15 protein-coding genes are annotated in these 17265 nt (G+C 72.5%); 2 read left to right on the forward strand and 13 right to left on the reverse strand.

The window, feature by feature from the left end; translation table 11 throughout:
- Positions 1 to 2: 2 nt before the first annotated feature.
- A complete protein-coding gene (locus IE225_RS01575) occupies positions 3 to 572 on the reverse strand; it encodes a dienelactone hydrolase family protein (RefSeq protein WP_190055423.1) in 570 nt (189 codons plus the stop codon).
- A 144-nt stretch (positions 573 to 716) separates the two neighbouring features.
- Between IE225_RS01575 and IE225_RS01580 the strand changes: the two genes are divergently transcribed.
- Positions 717 to 1835 (forward strand): mechanosensitive ion channel family protein, encoded by a 1119-nt coding sequence (locus IE225_RS01580; protein WP_190055424.1) that lies wholly within the window; start codon positions 717 to 719, stop codon positions 1833 to 1835.
- 13 nt (positions 1836 to 1848) lie between these two features.
- Here the strand turns inward: IE225_RS01580 and IE225_RS01585 are convergent, their stop codons facing one another.
- The 6 genes from IE225_RS01585 to IE225_RS01610 form a co-directional block, all read right to left on the reverse strand.
- Positions 1849 to 2589: an SDR family NAD(P)-dependent oxidoreductase gene (locus IE225_RS01585; protein ID WP_190055425.1), complete on the reverse strand. Its 741-nt coding sequence runs from the start codon at positions 2587 to 2589 to the stop codon at positions 1849 to 1851.
- Between the two features lie 181 nt (positions 2590 to 2770).
- Positions 2771 to 4357, reverse strand: coding sequence for a Na+/H+ antiporter (locus IE225_RS01590; RefSeq protein ID WP_190055426.1), 1587 nt, complete (start codon positions 4355 to 4357; stop codon positions 2771 to 2773).
- Between the two features lie 125 nt (positions 4358 to 4482).
- Positions 4483 to 4980, reverse strand: coding sequence for a GNAT family N-acetyltransferase (locus tag IE225_RS01595; protein ID WP_190055427.1), 498 nt, complete (start codon positions 4978 to 4980; stop codon positions 4483 to 4485).
- Entirely contained in the window at positions 4977 to 5921 is a 945-nt protein-coding gene (locus tag IE225_RS01600) for an RluA family pseudouridine synthase (RefSeq protein ID WP_190055428.1), read from the reverse strand. The genes IE225_RS01595 and IE225_RS01600 overlap by 4 nt, the downstream gene beginning before the upstream one ends.
- Before the next feature lie 273 nt (positions 5922 to 6194).
- Positions 6195 to 6884, reverse strand: coding sequence for a signal peptidase II (lspA, locus tag IE225_RS01605; protein WP_190055429.1), 690 nt, complete (start codon positions 6882 to 6884; stop codon positions 6195 to 6197).
- A gap of 93 nt (positions 6885 to 6977) precedes the next feature.
- On the reverse strand, positions 6978 to 7847 hold the full coding sequence (locus tag IE225_RS01610) for a TraR/DksA family transcriptional regulator (RefSeq protein ID WP_373303122.1): 870 nt from the start codon (positions 7845 to 7847) through the stop codon (positions 6978 to 6980).
- 924 nt (positions 7848 to 8771) lie between these two features.
- Between IE225_RS01610 and ileS the strand changes: the two genes are divergently transcribed.
- Positions 8772 to 11909, forward strand: coding sequence for an isoleucine--tRNA ligase (ileS, locus tag IE225_RS01615; protein ID WP_190055430.1), 3138 nt, complete (start codon positions 8772 to 8774; stop codon positions 11907 to 11909).
- Positions 11910 to 12182: 273 nt separating this feature from the next.
- On the opposite strand, the gene IE225_RS01620 is transcribed toward ileS, so the two are convergent.
- The 6 genes from IE225_RS01620 to ftsZ all read right to left on the reverse strand — a co-directional run bounded on the left by IE225_RS01620 (position 12183) and on the right by ftsZ (position 17106).
- Positions 12183 to 13277: a DivIVA domain-containing protein gene (locus IE225_RS01620; RefSeq protein WP_190055431.1), complete on the reverse strand. Its 1095-nt coding sequence runs from the start codon at positions 13275 to 13277 to the stop codon at positions 12183 to 12185.
- Between the two features lie 52 nt (positions 13278 to 13329).
- Positions 13330 to 13620 (reverse strand): YggT family protein, encoded by a 291-nt coding sequence (locus IE225_RS01625; protein WP_190055432.1) that lies wholly within the window; start codon positions 13618 to 13620, stop codon positions 13330 to 13332.
- 56 nt (positions 13621 to 13676) lie between these two features.
- Entirely contained in the window at positions 13677 to 14318 is a 642-nt protein-coding gene (locus tag IE225_RS01630; RefSeq protein WP_190055433.1) for a cell division protein SepF, read from the reverse strand.
- A gap of 127 nt (positions 14319 to 14445) precedes the next feature.
- Positions 14446 to 15165, reverse strand: coding sequence for a YggS family pyridoxal phosphate-dependent enzyme (locus IE225_RS01635; protein ID WP_190055434.1), 720 nt, complete (start codon positions 15163 to 15165; stop codon positions 14446 to 14448).
- A 5-nt stretch (positions 15166 to 15170) separates the two neighbouring features.
- Positions 15171 to 15899 carry a peptidoglycan editing factor PgeF gene (gene pgeF, locus IE225_RS01640; RefSeq protein WP_190055435.1) on the reverse strand — a complete coding sequence of 243 codons (729 nt, stop codon included), beginning with the start codon at positions 15897 to 15899 and terminating at the stop codon, positions 15171 to 15173.
- 10 nt (positions 15900 to 15909) lie between these two features.
- A complete protein-coding gene (gene ftsZ, locus IE225_RS01645) occupies positions 15910 to 17106 on the reverse strand; it encodes a cell division protein FtsZ (protein WP_190055436.1) in 1197 nt (398 codons plus the stop codon).
- Positions 17107 to 17265: the final 159 nt, after the last annotated feature.

The following is a 17265-nucleotide window of genomic DNA, read 5'->3' on the forward strand; positions in this document are numbered from 1 at the left end:
AGTCACAGCGAGTCGAGGAAGCCGAGCGCCACCCGCCAGGTGGCCTCGGCCGCCTCCTCGTCGTAGTCGGGCAGGTCCGGGTCGGTGTAGAGGTGGCCGGCCCCCGCGTACCGGTACACCTCCACGTCGGCGCCGATCCGGCGCATCCGCAGGTACCAGGCGCTGAGCCAGTCGTCCGTCTCGAACGGGTCGGGCTCGGCCACGTGCAGCTGCACCGGCAGCTCCTCCGCCGTCGCGTTCGGCGCGATGTCCGAGGTGCCGTGCAGGAGCAGCAGGCCGCGGGCCTTGTCGTCGCCCAGGGCGAGGTTCTGCGCGATGGAGGCGCCGAGGGAGAAGCCGGCGTAGACCAGCCCGCGCTCCGAGTAGGGCGCGGCCGCCAGGACGGCCCGCTTGAGCAGCTCCTCCTTGCCGATCTCGTCCTTGCAGGCCATGCCCTCCTCGACCGTGTCGAACGTGCGTCCCTCGAAGAGGTCCGGCGTCCACACCTCGTGCCCGGCGGCACGCAGCCGGTCCGCGGCGGCGCGCACCGCGGGTCTGAGCCCATAGGTCGAGTGGAAGAGCATGATGTTCATGAGCCCATGGTGCCAGCCGGGCGCGACCGCCCCCGATCACGCCGTGGTCTTCGCCACATCCGCGCACCCGCCGCGCCCGCCCTACCCGCGAACGCCCCGAACACACATGTTCACCGTCGCCGCGGCCTGGTTACGTTCGACGGCATGGAGAACGTACTCCGCCCGCTGATCGTCGTAGGCGGCTCGGTCGTCCTCACGCTGGTCATCGGCTGGGCCACGGACCGTCTGCTGTGCAAGGCCGACGCACGGCACCACGACACTCCGTTGTGGGGCCTGCTGCGGCGTACCCGCATCCCCTACCAACTCCTGCTGTGCGCCGCGCTGCTGAGAGGCTCCTACGACCAGGTCGAGGTGCTGGAGCGGCACCGCGTCGGCATCGGCCGCGCCCTGACGCTGGTGCTGATCGGGGCCACCGCGTGGCTGGTGATCCGCACGGCCGCCGCCGTCGTGGAGACCTCGTACACCACGTACGCCCACGCGCGCGTCCACCGGGACCCGGCGCGGGTGCGGCGGGTGCGTACGCAGGTGACGCTCATCCGGCGGGTGGTCTCGGCGATCGTCGGTGTCGTCGCCGCCGCGGCGATGCTGCTGACGTTCCCGGCGATGCGCGCGGCCGGCGCCTCGCTGCTGGCCTCGGCGGGCCTGCTCGGCATCGTCGCCGGTGTGGCGGCCCAGTCCACGCTGAGCAACATGTTCGCCGGGCTGCAGATCGCGTTCGGCGACATGGTCCGCATCGGCGACACCGTGGTGGTGGACGGCGAGTGGGGCACCGTGGAGGAGATCACCCTGACGTTCCTGACGGTGCGCACCTGGGACGAGCGCCGGATCACCATGCCGGTGTCGTACTTCACCTCCAAGCCGTTCGAGAACTGGTCGCGCGGCTCCCCCGAGATGACCGGCGTCGTCTTCTGGCACCTCGACCACACGGCGCCCGTCGAGGAGATGCGGGACCGGCTCCGCGACATCCTGCGCGAGTGCCCGGCCTGGGACGGCCGCGCCTACGGCCTGCAGGTGACCGACACCACGCCCACCACCATCCAGGTGCGCGCCCTGGTCACCGCGAAGGACCCGGACGACCTGTGGACGGTACGGGTGCTGGTGCGCGAGGAGATGGTGCGCTGGCTGTGCGAGAAGCACCCGTACGCGCTGCCCCGCGTCAACACGGCGGACGTCATGCAGCAGCCGGGCCTGCCGCACGCCCGCACGTCGCCGGACGGCGAGGCGCGCCGGCCTCGCGAGGTCGGCTGGGCGGGCCGCGGCTGAGCCCGCCGGTCCGTCAGTGTCCGCGCTCGGCGCCGCCGTTGACCTGGATGATCTGGGAGGTGATGTGGGCGGCGCCGGGCGAGGCGAGCCAGTGCAGGGTGGCGGCGACGTCGCCGGGGGTGCCGGCGCGCCCGGTCGACGTCTCGGCGACGAGCCGCTCGCGCCGCGCGTCGTCCATCGCGTCGCCGAAGAACCCGGTGTCCTCCACGTAGCCGGGCGCCACCACGTTCACGGTGATCCCGCGCGGGCCGAGCTGCCGGGCCAGGTCGTGCGCGTACGGGTGCAGCGCCGCCTTGGCGGCCCCGTACGAGCCGCTGCCCGAGCCGCGGTAGGCGGCGATGGAGCTGAGGAACAGCACCCGCCCGCCGGGCTCGGCGAGCCGTTCCTTGAGCGCCTCGGTGAGCAGCGCGGCGGTCAGCACGTTGAGCCGGAAGTTCGCCGTCCAGTCGTGCAGCACCGAGTCGAGGGGCTCGTCGCTCTCCTCGCGCGGGAGGAAGTGCCCGGCGCCCCCGGCGTTGTTGACCAGCACGTCCACGGTGCCGAACTCCGCGGCGACGAACCGCTCCACACGCCGCACCTGCTCGACCTCGGCGAGGTCGGCCGCGAACGTCAGCGCCCCCGGCACCCCGGCCTTCTCCAGCACCTCCGCACGGCGCCCGAGCAGCAGCACCCGGTCCCCGTCCGCCGCGAACGCGTGCGCCGCGGCGAGCCCGATCCCCGTTCCGCCTCCACTGATCACCACGTTCCGTGCCATGATCACAGCGTACGGCGGGCCGCCGGACGGCAGGGCGCATTCCGGCCACGGCGGCCGGGGCGCGCGGCGCGGTGCGGGGTGCGCGGCGTGCGGTGCGGGGTGCGCGGCGCGGTGCGGCACAACCGCCGGCGGCGTCCGCGCGGGCGGGCCCGGCGGCCGGCGGCGGGCCCTTGCGGGTACGTCACCGCAGGCTGCGCACGTCCAGATGGCGCAGCACCCGGTCCACGATCTCCGGGTCCGCCCCGGGCTCGCTGCGTGCCGCGAGGATCTCGTGCCGGGCCGCGCTGAGCATCTCCTGCTGGATCCGCCGCACCCGGCGCAGCCGCCGCACCCGGTGCCGGTGCGCCTCGCGCCGCTCCTCCTCCCCGATGTCGGGGCTGATCCGCAGCCCGATGTCGAAGGCCCGCCGCAGCATCTGCTCGGACAGCTCCTCCGGCAGCTCCTCGACCGCCTCGATCTCCCGCAGCCGCTTCTTCGCCGCCTTCGCGGCCCGGAGGGCGAGCCGCTTCTCGAACTCCTTCTCCGCCTCCGTGTCCGACCGCACCCCGAGCCGCCTCACCAGCCACGGCAGGCTCAGTCCCTGCACCACCAGGGTGACGATGATCACCGCGAAGGCGATGAAGACGATCTCGTTCCGGCCGGGGAACGGCGTCCCGGCGCCGGTCTTCAGCGGCACCGCCAGCGCGAGCGCCGCGGAGGCCACCCCGCGCATCCCGGACCACCACATGACGACGGTCTCGCGCCAGCCGACGGGGATCTCCTCGTCGTGGTTCCGCTGTGCGTGCAGCCGTTTGGCCAGCCAGGTCGCCGGCAGCAGCCACAGCAGCCGCACGAACACCACGACGGCGACGACCGCGGCCGACCAGCCGAGCAGCTCGCCCCACCGCCCCGACGCCGTCCGGATCGCGTTGTGCAGCTCCAGCCCGACCAGTCCGAAGGCGACGCCGGTGACGAGGGTGTCGATGATGTCCCAGAAGGTGTGCCCGGCGAGCCGGGTCAGCACGTCGTCGGGGTCGGCGGCGTACTCGGCGAGATACAGGGCGGTGGTGAGCACGGCGAGGACGCCGGAGCCGTGGAACTCCTCGGCGAGGACGTACGAGACGTACGGCACGAGGAGCGTGAGCCCGATCTGCAGGGTGGGCTCGTCGAGCAGGTCCATGAGCTTGTTGGCGCCCCACCCGAGCGCGATCCCGACGGCGAGCGCGACGGCGGCGGACAGGACCAGGTCGAGCCCGGCCCGCCAGGGCGAGAAGGCGCCGCTGACAACGGCGCTGACGGCGACGTGGTAGAGCACGATGGCCGTCACGTCGTTGAACAGGCCCTCGCCCTCCAGGATCGACACCAGGCGGCGCGGCAGCCCGAGCTGCCCGGCGACGGCGGTCGCCGCGACCGGGTCCGGCGGGGCGACCAGCGCGCCGAGCGCGACGGCGGCGGCGACCGGCAGGCCCGGCAGCACGGTGTGCGCGACGGCGGCCACGCACACCGTGGTGACGAACACCAGCGCGACCGCGAGCAGGAAGATGGGCCGTTTGTTGGCGGCGAACTGCCGCCAGGAGGTGCGGCGTACGGCCGCGTAGAGCAGCGGCGGCAGCAGGGCGGGCAGGATCAGGTCGGGCGGGATGTTCACGTTCGGCACGAAGTCCAGCACCGCGAGAACGATCCCGAGCAGCGTCATCAGCACCGGGGCGGGCAGCCCGAACCGGTCCCCGACCGGCACGCTCACCACGGCCCCGAGCAGCAGCACGAACAGCAGGGCCAGTTGGTCCACGGTCAGGCTCCGGTGCGGTCTCGACAGTCACACGGCCGTTGTCCAGCCTGCCATGTACCCCGCTTTGTCAGCCTTTTCCCCCCTCCCGGCCGTCCGCCCGGACGCCCGCTCGGCCACCTGTCCGGCTACAGGGCGCGGCGCATCGCCCGGTGCGGTATCCCGGCCTCGGCGAACTCCGGCCCGTACGCCGCGTAGCCGAGCCGCTCGTAGAACGCCAGGGCGTGGGTCTGGGCGTGCAGGTCCACGGCGCTCAGGCCCCGCGCGCGGGCCGCGCCCTCCACGGCCCGCACCAGCGCGGCGCCGATGCCGAGGCCGCGGGCCTCCTTGCGGACGGCGAGCCGCCCCAGACAGCCCACGGAGGCGTCGGCGCCGGTCTTCGCCACGGCCGCGGGTCCGTGCAGCAGCCGCCCGGCGCCCAGCGGCTCGCCGTCGTCCGCGCGCACCGCCAGGACGTGCACCGTGTCGGCGTCGTGGGCGTCGTACTCGTCGTACTCCAGGTCCTCCGGGACGCCCTGCTCGACGACGAAGACCTGCCGGCGCACCGCGAAGCACGCCTGCCGGTCGGCCGGGTCCTCGGCGACGCGTACCGTGTAGCGCGCGATCGGCGGGGTCGGCGGGGTCATCCGTAGGTCTCCTCGCGCACCTGGTCCAGGGCCCGCTGGAGGTCCTCGGGGTAGTCGCTGGCGAACTCCACCCACTCGCCGGTGCCGGGGTGCTCGAAGCCGAGGCGCACCGCGTGCAGCCACTGGCGGGTCAGGCCCAGCCGCCTGGCCAGCGTGGGGTCGGCGCCGTAGGTCAGGTCGCCGACGCACGGGTGCCGGTGGGCGGCCATGTGGACGCGGATCTGGTGGGTGCGGCCGGTCTCCAGCTTGACGTCGAGCAGGGAGGCGGAGCGGAAGGCCTCGATGAGGTCGTAGTGGGTCACCGAGGGCTTGCCGTCGGCGGTGACCGCCCACTTGTAGTCGTGGGTGGGGTGGCGGCCGATGGGGGCGTCGATCGTGCCGCTGGTCGGATCGGGGTGGCCCTGGACGAGGGTGTGGTAGCGCTTGTCGACCGTGCGCTCCTTGAACTGGCGCTTGAGCGACGTGTACGCGTACTCCGACTTGGCCACCACCATCAGGCCGGAGGTGCCGACGTCCAGGCGGTGCACGATGCCCTGCCGCTCGGCGGCGCCGGAGGTGGAGATACGGAAGCCCGCGGCGGCCAGACCGCCGATCACGGTCGGGCCGGTCCACCCGGGGCTGGGGTGGGCGGCGACGCCGACCGGCTTGACGATCACGACGACGTCCTCGTCGTCGTGGACGATCTCCATGCCCTCGACCGGTTCGGCCACCACCTGCACCGGCGCGGGCGCCTGCGGCATCTCGACCTCGAGCCAGGCGCCGCCGCGCACCCGCTCCGACTTGCCGACCACCGCGCCGTCGACCAGCACCTTGCCCGCCGCGGCGAGTTCCGCGGCCTTCGTGCGGGAGAAGCCGAACATGCGGGAGATGGCGGCGTCGACGCGCTCGCCCTCCAGTCCGTCGGGCACGGGCAGGGTACGGATCTCGGGAATCGTGCTCACCCGTCGAGTATGCCGGACGGCGCCGGCCGCCCCGCACGGACGCCCACCGGACCGGGTCCGCCGGGCCGCCCCGGCCGGTCCCGCGGCCCTCCGGTCGCTCTCGCGGCCTTCCCGGCCGGCCCCGCGGCCGCCCCGGCCGGTCCCGCGCGGCCCTGTCGGCCGGTCCTCGCGGGCCGTGCCGGTCCTCGCGGGGCCCAGGCAGTCCTTGTGCCGGTTCCAGTCCTTATGGGCCGGGCCAGTCCTTGTGGGCCGGGCCAGTCCTTGTGGGCCGGGTCAGTCCTTGTGGACCGTGCCGTCCGGGTCCAGGCCGCGGAAGGACAGCAGCACGATCAGAATGCCGCCGCACACGATCGCCGAGTCGGCGAGGTTGAAGACGGCGAAGTGCCGGGGCGCGATGAAGTCGACCACGGCGCCCTCGAAGACGCCCGGCGAGCGGAAGATCCGGTCGGTGAGGTTGCCCAGCGCGCCGCCGAGCAGCAGGCCGAGCGCGATGGCCCAGGGCAGGCTGTACAGCTTGCGCGCGAGGCGGGCGATGACGACGATCACCGCGGCCGCGATCACCGTGAAGATCACCGTGTAGGCCTGCCCGAAGCTGAAGGCCGCGCCCGGGTTGCGGATCGCGTTGAACTCCAGCCAGTCGCCGAGGACCTTCACCGGCGCGCGGTGCTCCAGCTTCTCCACCACGATGATCTTGCTGACCAGGTCGAGGACGTACGCGAAGGCGGCCACGCCGAACAGCACCGCGATCCGGCGCCTGCCCCGCGGCCGCGGGGCCTGCCGGGCGTCCGTGCCGGACGCCGCCGGCGCCGTCTGCCCGCCGGGCCCGGACCCGTCGGCCCGGGCCTGGTCCGCGCCGCTCCCGGACCGCTCGCCGGGCACCGCGGACTCACCGGACCGCTGCTGCCCGTCGCGTGCCGCGTCCGGGGTGTCCGGCGTACCGATGATGCGCTCCGCCTCTGCCACGTGAGTCCCTCAACCTAGGTGACCGACTGACCACGAGACTACGGCACGGCCCGCGGCACCCACGTGCCCAGGAGGCGTCCGGCCGGCGGCCGCCTAACGTCGTTCCTGCTTCTGCTTGCACTCCACGCACAGCGTGGCGCGCGGGAAGGCCTGCATCCGGGCCTTGCCGATCGGCTTGCCGCAGTTCTCGCACAGGCCGTACGTGCCGGCGTCCAGCCGCTGCAGGGCGTGCTCCACCTGGGTGAGCATCTCGCGCGCGTTGGCGGTGAGCGCCATCTCGTGCTCGCGCGTGATGTTCTTGGTGCCGGTGTCGGCCTGGTCGTCCCCGGCGCCGTCCCCGGATTCCCGCATCAGCCCCGCGAGCGACGCCTCCGACGAGGCGATCTCGGTCCGCAGCCGCTCCAGCTCGGTCTCCAGCTCCGCGCGGGCCTGAGCGACCTCTTCCACAGTCCAGGGTTCCTCCCCCGGACGCACCGGGAGGTCGCCGGGCTCCACCGCGGTGCCCCGCGCCTTGGGGACGGCGCTCTCCGCCGCCGTGACCGTGCCAGGAGTCTTCTTCGCAACCACCGTCGTGGCTCCCGTCTGCTTCGCGGCCTGCGCCGCGCCCACCTTCTCGGCCGTGGCCTTCCCGGCCGTCGTCTTCCTCGCGGCCGCCTCCGTCGCCGCGGTCCGTCTCTCCTCTCCCCCCTCCGCCGGGGCCGCCGCACCGGCCCCGCCCGCGGCGGCCGCCTTCCCCGCCGCCGGCCTGCCGGTGGCGGTCTTCCCGGCGGCCGTCCTCGCCGCGGCCGTCTTCCTGGCGGCCGCCTTCTTCTCGACCGTCTTCTTCCCCGCCGCCTTCTCGTCGACCTTCTTCTCGTCGGCCTTCTCGGCCGCTTTCTTCCCAGCCGCCGGCTTCCGCGCGGCGGCGGTCCTCCCGACGGCGGTCCTCCCGGCCGCCGCCTTCCCGGCCACGGCCTTCTTCACGGCCTTTCCCCCGGCCGCCCTTCGGCCGACGGCCCTTCCGTCCACCGCCCCGGTGGTCTCCGCCGCCCCCGCCGCTCCCCGCGCGGCCCGCACCGGCCTCGCCGGGTCCGCCGGCTGCGCCGCCTTCGCGGAGCGTGCCGTCGTCGTACCTCCCTGCGTGTTCCGCTTCCCTCTCCCGTCCCTGGCCGCACCGCCGGAGGCGCTTTCGGACCTGCCGGACGCCGACTGCTGGACGGCGGTCTTCTTCGCCACCATGGCCGCGGCCCCTTCACCTGTTGTGATCATGCTCGCAAATCGTGCTGGGACGATAAATCGACTCCAGTCCGGCGGCAACGGGGCACACCGCCCGGAACGCCCCACCCGCGCGTGCCGTGCGGCAAGCCTGCATGCGTTGTGCCCAGCTCCCCGCCGGGTATGCCGCCGAGCCGCACGTCCTCGGATCCGGACCGGCGCACCACACCATTCGGGTCACCCCGCGCCCGCCCGCCGCACGTCCCGGACGCCCCCGCGCCCGCGGCGAACGCGGGACGCCGCGGAAGGAAAAGCGAAGGGAAAAGCGGGGGGAAATCCGATCGGCCGCCGTGCGCGCGGCGCCGTACACTGGGCGGAGCGAAAAAGCGTTGATGGGGACGAGTAGCGGCGTACGCAGCCCAGAGCGACCCGGGGACGGTGGGAGCCCGGGGGCGAGCGCGACGTGAAGATCACCCCGGAGCCGCCGGAAGAAAGCCCCGCCGGGGTGAGTAGAACCGGCTTCGCGACTCGAATGAGCGGGCCCACCGGTACGCACCCGGCGCCGGAGGGCCAAGGAGGGTGGTACCGCGGGAGCGCGCCGCACACGGCGTACGGGGCATCCACGGCACGTCCGTGGAGCGCACGGCTCTCGTCCCTCCGACGGAAGGCAGCAAGTCCGCCGGAGGACATTCGATGACGACGTACCGCCAGGTGCCCGCCCAGGTCGACCTGCCCGCGCTCGAGCACGCGGTGCTCGACTTCTGGCGCGAGCAGAAGATCTTCGCCAAGAGTCTGGAGCAGTCCGCGGGCCGCCCCGAGTGGGTGTTCTACGAGGGCCCGCCCACCGCCAACGGCATGCCCGGCGCGCACCACATCGAGGCCCGCGTCTTCAAGGACGTCTTCCCCCGCTTCCGGACCATGCGCGGCTACCACGTGACCCGCAAGGCCGGCTGGGACTGCCACGGCCTGCCGGTGGAGCTGGCGGTGGAGAAGGAGCTGGGCTTCAGCGGCAAGCAGGACATCGAGGCGTACGGCATCGCCGAGTTCAACGCCAAGTGCCGCGAGTCGGTGACCCGGCACACCGACGCGTTCGCCGAGCTGACGACCCGCATGGGCTACTGGGTCGACCTCGACGACGCCTACCGGACCATGGACCCGGAGTACGTGGAGTCGGTCTGGTGGTCGCTGAAGGAGATCTTCCACAAGGGCCTGCTGGTCCAGGACCACCGCGTCGCCCCCTGGTGCCCGCGCTGCGGCACCGGCCTGTCCGACCACGAGCTGGCGCAGGGCTACGAGACGGTCGTCGACCCGTCCGTCTACGTCCGCTTCCCGCTCACCTCCGGTCCGCTCGCCGGCCGGGCCGCGCTCCTGGTGTGGACGACGACCCCCTGGACCCTGGTGTCCAACACGGCCGTCGCCGCGCACCCCGAGGTCACCTACGTCGTCGCCACCGACGGCGAGGAGCAGCTCGTCGTCGCCGAGCCGCTGCTCGCCAAGGCGCTCGGCGAGGGCTGGGAGCCCACCGGGCAGACCTTCACCGGCGCCGAGATGGAGCGCTGGACCTACCGGCGCCCGTTCGAGCTGGTGGAGTTCTCCGAGCCCGCCCACTTCGTGGTGAACGCCGCGTACGTCACCACCGAGGACGGCACGGGTCTGGTCCACCAGTCCCCCGCCTTCGGTGAGGACGACCTCAGAGTCTGCCGCGCCTACGGCCTGCCGGTGGTCAACCCGGTCCGCCCGGACGGCACCTTCGAGGAGTCCGTCCCGCTGGTCGGCGGCGTCTTCTTCAAGAAGGCCGACGAGAAGCTCACCGAGGACCTGAAGAACCGGGGCCTGCTCTTCAAGCACCTCCCCTACGAGCACAGCTACCCGCACTGCTGGCGCTGCCACACCGCCCTGCTGTACTACGCGCAGCCGTCCTGGTACATCCGCACCACGGCGATCAAGGACCGGCTGCTTCAGGAGAACGAGAAGACCAACTGGTTCCCGGAGACGGTCAAGCACGGCCGCTACGGCGACTGGCTGAACAACAACATCGACTGGGCGCTCTCCCGCAACCGCTACTGGGGCACCCCGCTGCCGATCTGGCGCTGCGCGGAGGGACACCTCACCTGCGTCGGCTCCCGCGCGGAACTGACCGAGCTGACCGGCACCGACCAGTCCGGCCTCGACCCGCACCGCCCGTACATCGACGAGGTCACCTTCCCCTGCACCCACGAGGGCTGCGAGCTGACCGCGACCCGGGTGCCGGAGGTGATCGACGCCTGGTACGACTCCGGGTCGATGCCGTTCGCGCAGTGGGGCTACCCGTACAAGAACAAGGAGCTGTTCGAGTCCCGCTACCCGGCGCAGTTCATCTGCGAGGCCATCGACCAGACCCGCGGCTGGTTCTACACGCTGATGGCGGTCGGCACGCTGGTCTTCGACAAGTCCTCGTACGAGAACGTCGTGTGCCTGGGCCACATCCTGGCCGAGGACGGCCGCAAGATGTCCAAGCACCTGGGCAACATCCTGCAGCCGATCCCGCTGATGGACACCCACGGCGCGGACGCGGTGCGCTGGTTCATGGCGGCCGGCGGCTCCCCGTGGGCGGCCCGGCGGGTGGGCCACACCACCATCCAGGAGGTCGTCCGCAAGACGCTGCTGACCTACTGGAACACGGTCGCCTTCCAGGCCCTGTACGCCCGCACCGCCGGCTGGGCCCCCGGCGAGGCCGACCCGGCCCCGGCCGACCGGCCGCTGCTGGACCGCTGGCTGCTGAGCGAGCTGCACGCGCTGACCGACCAGGTCACCCAGGCGCTGGAGGGCTACGACACCCAGCGCGCCGGCAAGCTGCTGTCGGCCTTCGTCGACGACCTGTCCAACTGGTACGTGCGCCGCTCCCGGCGCCGTTTCTGGCAGGGCGACCGGGCCGCGCTGCGCACACTGCACGAGGTGCTGGAGACGGTCACCAAGCTGATGGCGCCGATCACCCCGTTCATCACCGAGCGGGTGTGGCAGGACCTGATCGTGCCGGTCACCCCCGGCGCGCCGGAGTCCGTGCACCTCTCCTCGTGGCCGGAGGCGGACCTCACCGCCATCGACCCGGAGCTGTCGCGGCAGATGGCCCTGGTGCGCCGGCTGGTGGAGCTGGGCCGGGCCACCCGCGCGGAGTCGGGCGTCAAGACGCGCCAGCCGCTGAAGCGCGCGCTGATCGCGGCGAGCGGCTTCGACTCCCTCGCCCCCGAACTGCGCACGCAGATCACCGAGGAGCTCAACGTGGAGTCCCTCGCCTCGCTGAGCGAGGTGGGCGGCTCCCTGGTCGACACCACGGCGAAGGCCAACTTCCGTGCGCTGGGCAAGCGGTTCGGCAAGCGGGTCCAGGACGTGGCGAAGGCCATCGCCGCCGCGGACGCGGCCGCCCTGTCGCTGGCGCTGCGCGAGGGCACGGCGTCGGTCGAGGTCGACGGTGAGACGATCACGCTCTCCCCGGACGAGGTGATCATCACCGAGACTCCGCGCGAGGGCTGGTCGGTGGCCTCCGACGCGGGCGCCACGGTCGCCCTCGACCTGGAGATCACCGAGGAGCTGCGCCGCGCCGGTCTCGCCCGGGACGCGATCCGCCTGATCCAGGAGGCCCGCAAGAACAGCGGCCTCGACGTGGCCGACCGCATCGCGCTGCGCTGGACGGCCACCGACCCGGCGACCGTCGCCGCGCTCACCGAGCACGCCGCGCTGATCGCCGACGAGGTCCTCGCGACCGACTTCGCCCAGGGCGAGGCGGACGGCACCTACGGCGAGCCGTTCACCGACGAGGCGCTGACGCTGACCTTCCGCCTGCGCAAGGCGTAATCGGCCCGGACGGAAGGCCGGGGGCACCGGGAGTCTCTCCTGGTGCCCCCGGCCTTTCCGTTGCCGGGACACGGCCGACCCGCGGCCGGGGCGCGGCCCCAACGCCCCCACCCGCGGCAGCCGATGGCCGGCATCCCGCACACCAGGGCACACCGGGGCGCAACAGGACACAACAGGGCGCGGCCCCGGATCGGAACCCGGGGCCGCGCCCTGAACGCTGCCGACGCCTACGGCGTAGTCGTACTCAAGAACCTTCTGCTGCTGTCGGTCGACTCAGTTGTCGTCCTCGTCGATGAGGAAGCCACGCATCGGCGAGGGCGCCTGACCCATCGGGGAGGGACCCTGCGGACGAACCGGCGCCATGGGCTGGGTCATGGCGGGGGACATCTGCTGCTGGCCGCCGTAGGACGGGCCGGACTGGCCGGGGTTGCCGCCCATGGTCTGGTTGCCGCCGTAGGAGGGGGCACCCGCGCCGGCCGGGGCCATGGAGGGCGCCGGGGACGGCGGGAGGGAGGGGGCGGCCGGGGTGCGCGGCGGGGCCAGCGAGTCGTCGGCCTGGGTCTCCAGCTGGCGCAGCTGGGACTCCAGGTAGGACTTCAGCCGCGTGCGGTACTCGCGCTCGAAGCCGCGCAGGTCCTCGACCTTGCGCTCCAGCGTGGCGCGGGCGGACTCCAGGGAGCCCATCGCGACGCGGTGCTTCTCCTGCGCGTCCCGCTCCAGTGCGTCGGCCTTGGCGCGGGCGTCCCGCTCCAAGCCCTCGGCACGCGAACGGGCCTCGCTCACGATCTTGTTGGCCTCGGCGCGGGCCTCGGCGATCGCCTGGTCGGCGGTCTGCTGGGCCAGCGACAGGACACGGGCGGCGCTGTCGCCGCCGGGGCCCTGACCGGGCAGGCCGGGGCCGCCCATGGGGCCGCCCATCGGCCCCGGACCCATCTGACCCTGCATCGGGCCCGGGCCCTGGCCCATCGGACCCGGACCCATCTGGCCGGGGCCCTGCGGACCCTGGCCACCGGGACCGGCGGGCAGCTGCGGGGCACCGCTCGGCAGCTGGGGCGGACCACCCATGGGGCCGCCCATCTGCTGCTGCGGCGGGCCCGATATCCCGGCGGGGACCGGAGCACCGGGACCGCGCATGCCCTGCTGCTGGTCCTGGCCCTCCGGGGGTTTGCGCATGTTCTGCTGGTTCTGCGCGGCGGCACGCGTGGCGGCGGCCAGCTTGGCGCGCAGATCCTCGTTCTCCCGGAGCAGGCGGGTCAGCTCGGCCTCGACCTCGTCGAGGAAGGCATCGACCTCGTCCTCGTCATAGCCCTCTCGGAGGCGGACGGTCGTGAACTGCTTGTTCCGCACGTCCTCGGGGGTCAATGGCATCTCTTCACCTCAACGTAGTCGTCGGCAGTCGGCAAGACCGTATCGTCCACTGTCACCTCGCGAGGTTGCCCACGATGGAGAGGAGGACATAGACGATGATCATCAGTACGAAGAAGGACAGGTCGAGCGCCACGCCCCCGAGACGCAGCGGCGGGATGAACCGCCGCAGAAGCTTCAGCGGTGGATCGGTGACAGTGTAGGTGGCCTCCAGCACGACCACCATCGCCTTGCCGGGTTGCCACGAGCGGGCGAACTGGAACACATAGTCCATGACCAACCGGAAGATGAGCACGATGAGGAACACCGTCAGGGCGATCCAGATCACCTGTGCGAACACGCCCATGGCTCGTGCTTCCCTCTCCCCTGTTCCGTACTGTGTTCCAGTCGTGCGTCTCAGTCTCAGCTCTGGTTGAAGAACCCGCCCTCTGCGATGCGGGCCTTGTCCTCCGCCGTGACATCGACGTTAGCAGGCGACAACAGGAACACCTTCTGCGTCACCCGCTCGATGCTGCCGTGGAGGCCGAACACCAAACCGGCCGCGAAGTCGACGAGTCGCTTCGCGTCGGTGTCGTCCATCTCGGTCAGATTCATGATCACCGGGGTGCCCTCACGGAAGTGTTCCCCGATGGTACGGGCTTCGTTGTAGGTCCGCGGATGCAGCGTCGTGATCCGGTAGGGCTCTCGTTCGGACACGACCTTGGGCATGATCACCGGCGCGTTCTTCTCCAGGCTCTGGCGTTCTTGTGTGATGGATGCCACGGGCGCGATGCGCGCCGGACGGCCCGATTCCGCCGGCAGCGAAGCGGCCGGGGAGACCGGCTCGCGGGGCGCCGGCGGCTGCACGACTCGCACCGGTTCGTCCCTTTGGGGCTGGTGCGAACCGTGCGACTGGTGCGACGACTCGGGCCGGCGGCGGTCCCGCTCGGGCTCCGGGTCGAGTTCGGGTTCGAAGTCGTCGTCGGAATCGAATCCCCGGCCGTCGTACCCATCGTCCTCCACGAGGCCGAGGTAGACCGCCATCTTGCGCATCGCGCCGGCCATGCTCTGAGTCCTCCGCTCTGTGGTGGATCGGCTGACGACTGCCAAGTGCCCGCGATCCACGAGGTCGTTGTGCCGCCTTGCGGGGCATTGACCATATTTTCTGCTGTGGTCCGACTTCTTGGCGACGTTACCCGAGCCTGGGGCGGACTCCGAGTACCGCGGTGCCGACGCGTACATGTGTCGCCCCGGCCGCCACGGCCTGTTCGAGGTCCGCACTCATTCCTGCCGAGACCATGGTGGCAGCCGGATGAGCCCTGCGCAGGTCGGTCGACAAATCCATCAGCCGATCGAATGCCGCCCGGGGCCGCCCCGCGTACGCTCCGGTGAGCGGGGCGACCGTCATCAGCCCGTCCAGCCGCAGCCCCGGAGCCTCGGCGACCTGCGCGGCCAACTCCTCGATCCCCTCGGGCGATACGCCGCCGCGCTCCCCGCGCCCGCTCTCGCCGGCGTCGAACGCGACCTGGATCAGGCAGCCCACCTCGCGCCCGGCCCGCACGGCCTCCTTGGACAGGGCGGCGACCAGCCGGGAGCGGTCGACGGAGTGCACGTGATCCGCGTAACCGATCACGGAACGGACCTTGTTGGTCTGCAACTGCCCCACGAAGTGCCATGTCAGGGGCAGATCCGAACAGGCCGCGGCCTTGGGCGCCGCCTCCTGGTCGCGGTTCTCGGCCACGTGCCGCACCCCCAGTTCGGCGAGCACCCGCACGTCCTCGGCCGGGTAGGTCTTGGTGACCACGATCAGGGTCACCTCCTCCCGGCGCCGTCCGGCGGCCGCGCACGCGGCGGCGATGCGCCGCTCCACCTTCGCCAGGTTCGCGGCGAGTTCGTCCTTGCGGTCCGTCATGCCCATCAGTCCAGCCAGACATAGCCCGCGAGCCGCCCGGTGGTGCGGTCGCGGCGGTACGAGAAGTGGTCCTCCGACTCCAGGGTGCACACCGGTGACCGCGCCCGGTCGCGCACCCCGAGCCGGTCGAGCTGCGCGTGCACGCCGGCGCTCACGTCGACCGCGGGGGTGCCCCGGCGCGTCTCGGCGTACGCCGCCGGTTCGACGGCCGCCACCTCGGCGCGCATCGTCTCCGGCACCTCGTAGCACCATCCGCACACGGCGGGTCCGGTGCGGGCGACGATCCGGCCGGGCTCGGCGCCGAGTGCGACCATGGCCCGCACGGCGGCGGGGACCACCCCGGCGACCAGGCCGGGCCGCCCGGCGTGCGCGGCGGCCGCCACCCCGGCGACCGGGTCGGCGAGCAGCACGGGCACGCAGTCGGCGGTGAGCACCGCCAGGGCCAGGCCGCGGCGGGCGGTGACGACCGCGTCGACCTCGGGGACCGGGCGGTCCCCCCAGGGTTCGTCGACGACGGCGACGTCCGCGCCGTGCACCTGGTTCATCCACACCACGCGGGCGGGGTCCAGGCCCAGGGCCTTGGCGGCCAGTTCCCGGTTGGTCCGTACGGCGCCGGGGTCGTCGCCGACCGCGCCGCCGAGATTGAGCTCCTCGTACGGAGCGGCGCTCACCCCGCCCCACCGGTCGGTGAAGGCGAAGTGGGCGCCGCTCACGCTGTCACGCTGTCCTGTCACGTCAGGAGCATCACTTGAGGAAGTCCGGTACGTCCAGCTCCTCGGCCGCGCTGTCGGTGTAGGCCCGGGAGGGCGGCGGGACCGGCGGGGCGGAGGGGAGTTCGGTCACCGGTTCCGGGGCCGGGGGCTCGGGCTCCTCCTTCGGCGTGACGCTGCCCAGCGAGCCGAAGGACGGGCGCTCCGGCGGCCGCACCGGCGCCGGGGGCTCCTCGCGCTTGACCGAGGTGGAGCCGAGGATGTTCTCCCGCTTGGCGGGCGGCTGGCCGCCGTCGAAGCCGGCCGCGATCACGGTGACGCGGACCTCGTCGCCGAGGGCGTCGTCGATCACCGCACCGAAGATGATGTTGGCCTCGGGGTGGGCGGCCTCGCTGACCAGTTGCGCGGCCTCGTTGATCTCGAACAGGCCGAGGTCGGAGCCGCCGGAGATGGACAGCAGCACACCGCGAGCGCCGTCGATGGACGCCTCCAGCAGCGGCGAGGAGATCGCCATCTCGGCCGCGGCCACCGCGCGGTCGTCGCCGCGGGCGGAGCCGATGCCCATCAGGGCCGAACCGGCCTCCGACATGACCGACTTGACGTCGGCGAAGTCGAGGTTGATCAGGCCCGGGGTGGTGATGAGGTCGGTGATGCCCTGGACACCGGAGAGCAGGACCTGGTCGGCCGACTTGAAGGCGTCCAGGACCGAGACCTGGCGGTCGGAGATGGACAGCAGCCGGTCGTTGGGGATGACGATGAGGGTGTCGACCTCTTCGCGGAGGGCCGCGATGCCGTCCTCCGCCTGGTTCGCGCGCCGCCGCCCCTCGAAGGTGAACGGGCGCGTGACGACGCCGATGGTGAGCGCGCCGAGCGAGCGCGCGATGTTGGCCACGACGGGCGCCCCGCCGGTGCCGGTGCCGCCGCCTTCACCGGCCGTGACGAAGACCATGTCGGCCCCCTTGAGGACCTCCTCGATCTCCTCGCGGTGGTCCTCCGCGGCCTTGCGGCCGACCTCCGGGTTGGCCCCGGCGCCGAGTCCGCGGGTGAGCTCGCGGCCGACGTCGAGCTTGACGTCGGCGTCGCTCATCAACAGCGCCTGCGCGTCGGTGTTGATGGCGATGAACTCGACGCCCTTGAGACCGACCTCGATCATCCGGTTGATGGCATTGACACCACCGCCGCCGACACCGATGACTTTGATGACTGCGAGGTAGTTCTGCGGTGCTGCCACGTCGAAGGCCTCTCGCCTCGAGGTACGTGTCGCCGTCTCACGGTGCTCCGCGCTCCGACGACTGATGCCGAATGGGACGGTCCGTATCGCCGACCCGAACCCTAACGCTGAAGTTTAGGGTTACCAGTGTGCCTGTTCCCTGGAGTCTTCCGAACAGGA

This window comes from Streptomyces echinoruber, from assembly GCF_014651135.1.
GTDB classification, from domain to species: Bacteria; Actinomycetota; Actinomycetes; order Streptomycetales; family Streptomycetaceae; genus Streptomyces; species Streptomyces echinoruber.

Excerpts from the sequence above, each read along its gene's own strand:
- IE225_RS01575 (WP_190055423.1), bottom strand. The coding sequence starts at position 572 with ATGAACATCATGCTCTTCCACTCGACCTATGGGCTCAGACCCGCGGTG.
- IE225_RS01580 (WP_190055424.1), top strand. The coding sequence starts at position 717 with ATGGAGAACGTACTCCGCCCGCTGATCGTCGTAGGCGGCTCGGTCGTC.
- IE225_RS01585 (WP_190055425.1), bottom strand. The coding sequence starts at position 2,589 with ATGGCACGGAACGTGGTGATCAGTGGAGGCGGAACGGGGATCGGGCTC.
- IE225_RS01595 (WP_190055427.1), bottom strand. The coding sequence starts at position 4,980 with ATGACCCCGCCGACCCCGCCGATCGCGCGCTACACGGTACGCGTCGCC.
- ileS (WP_190055430.1), top strand. The coding sequence starts at position 8,772 with ATGACGACGTACCGCCAGGTGCCCGCCCAGGTCGACCTGCCCGCGCTC.
- IE225_RS01620 (WP_190055431.1), bottom strand. The coding sequence starts at position 13,277 with ATGCCATTGACCCCCGAGGACGTGCGGAACAAGCAGTTCACGACCGTC.
- IE225_RS01625 (WP_190055432.1), bottom strand. The coding sequence starts at position 13,620 with ATGGGCGTGTTCGCACAGGTGATCTGGATCGCCCTGACGGTGTTCCTC.
- IE225_RS01630 (WP_190055433.1), bottom strand. The coding sequence starts at position 14,318 with ATGGCCGGCGCGATGCGCAAGATGGCGGTCTACCTCGGCCTCGTGGAG.
- IE225_RS01635 (WP_190055434.1), bottom strand. The coding sequence starts at position 15,165 with ATGACGGACCGCAAGGACGAACTCGCCGCGAACCTGGCGAAGGTGGAG.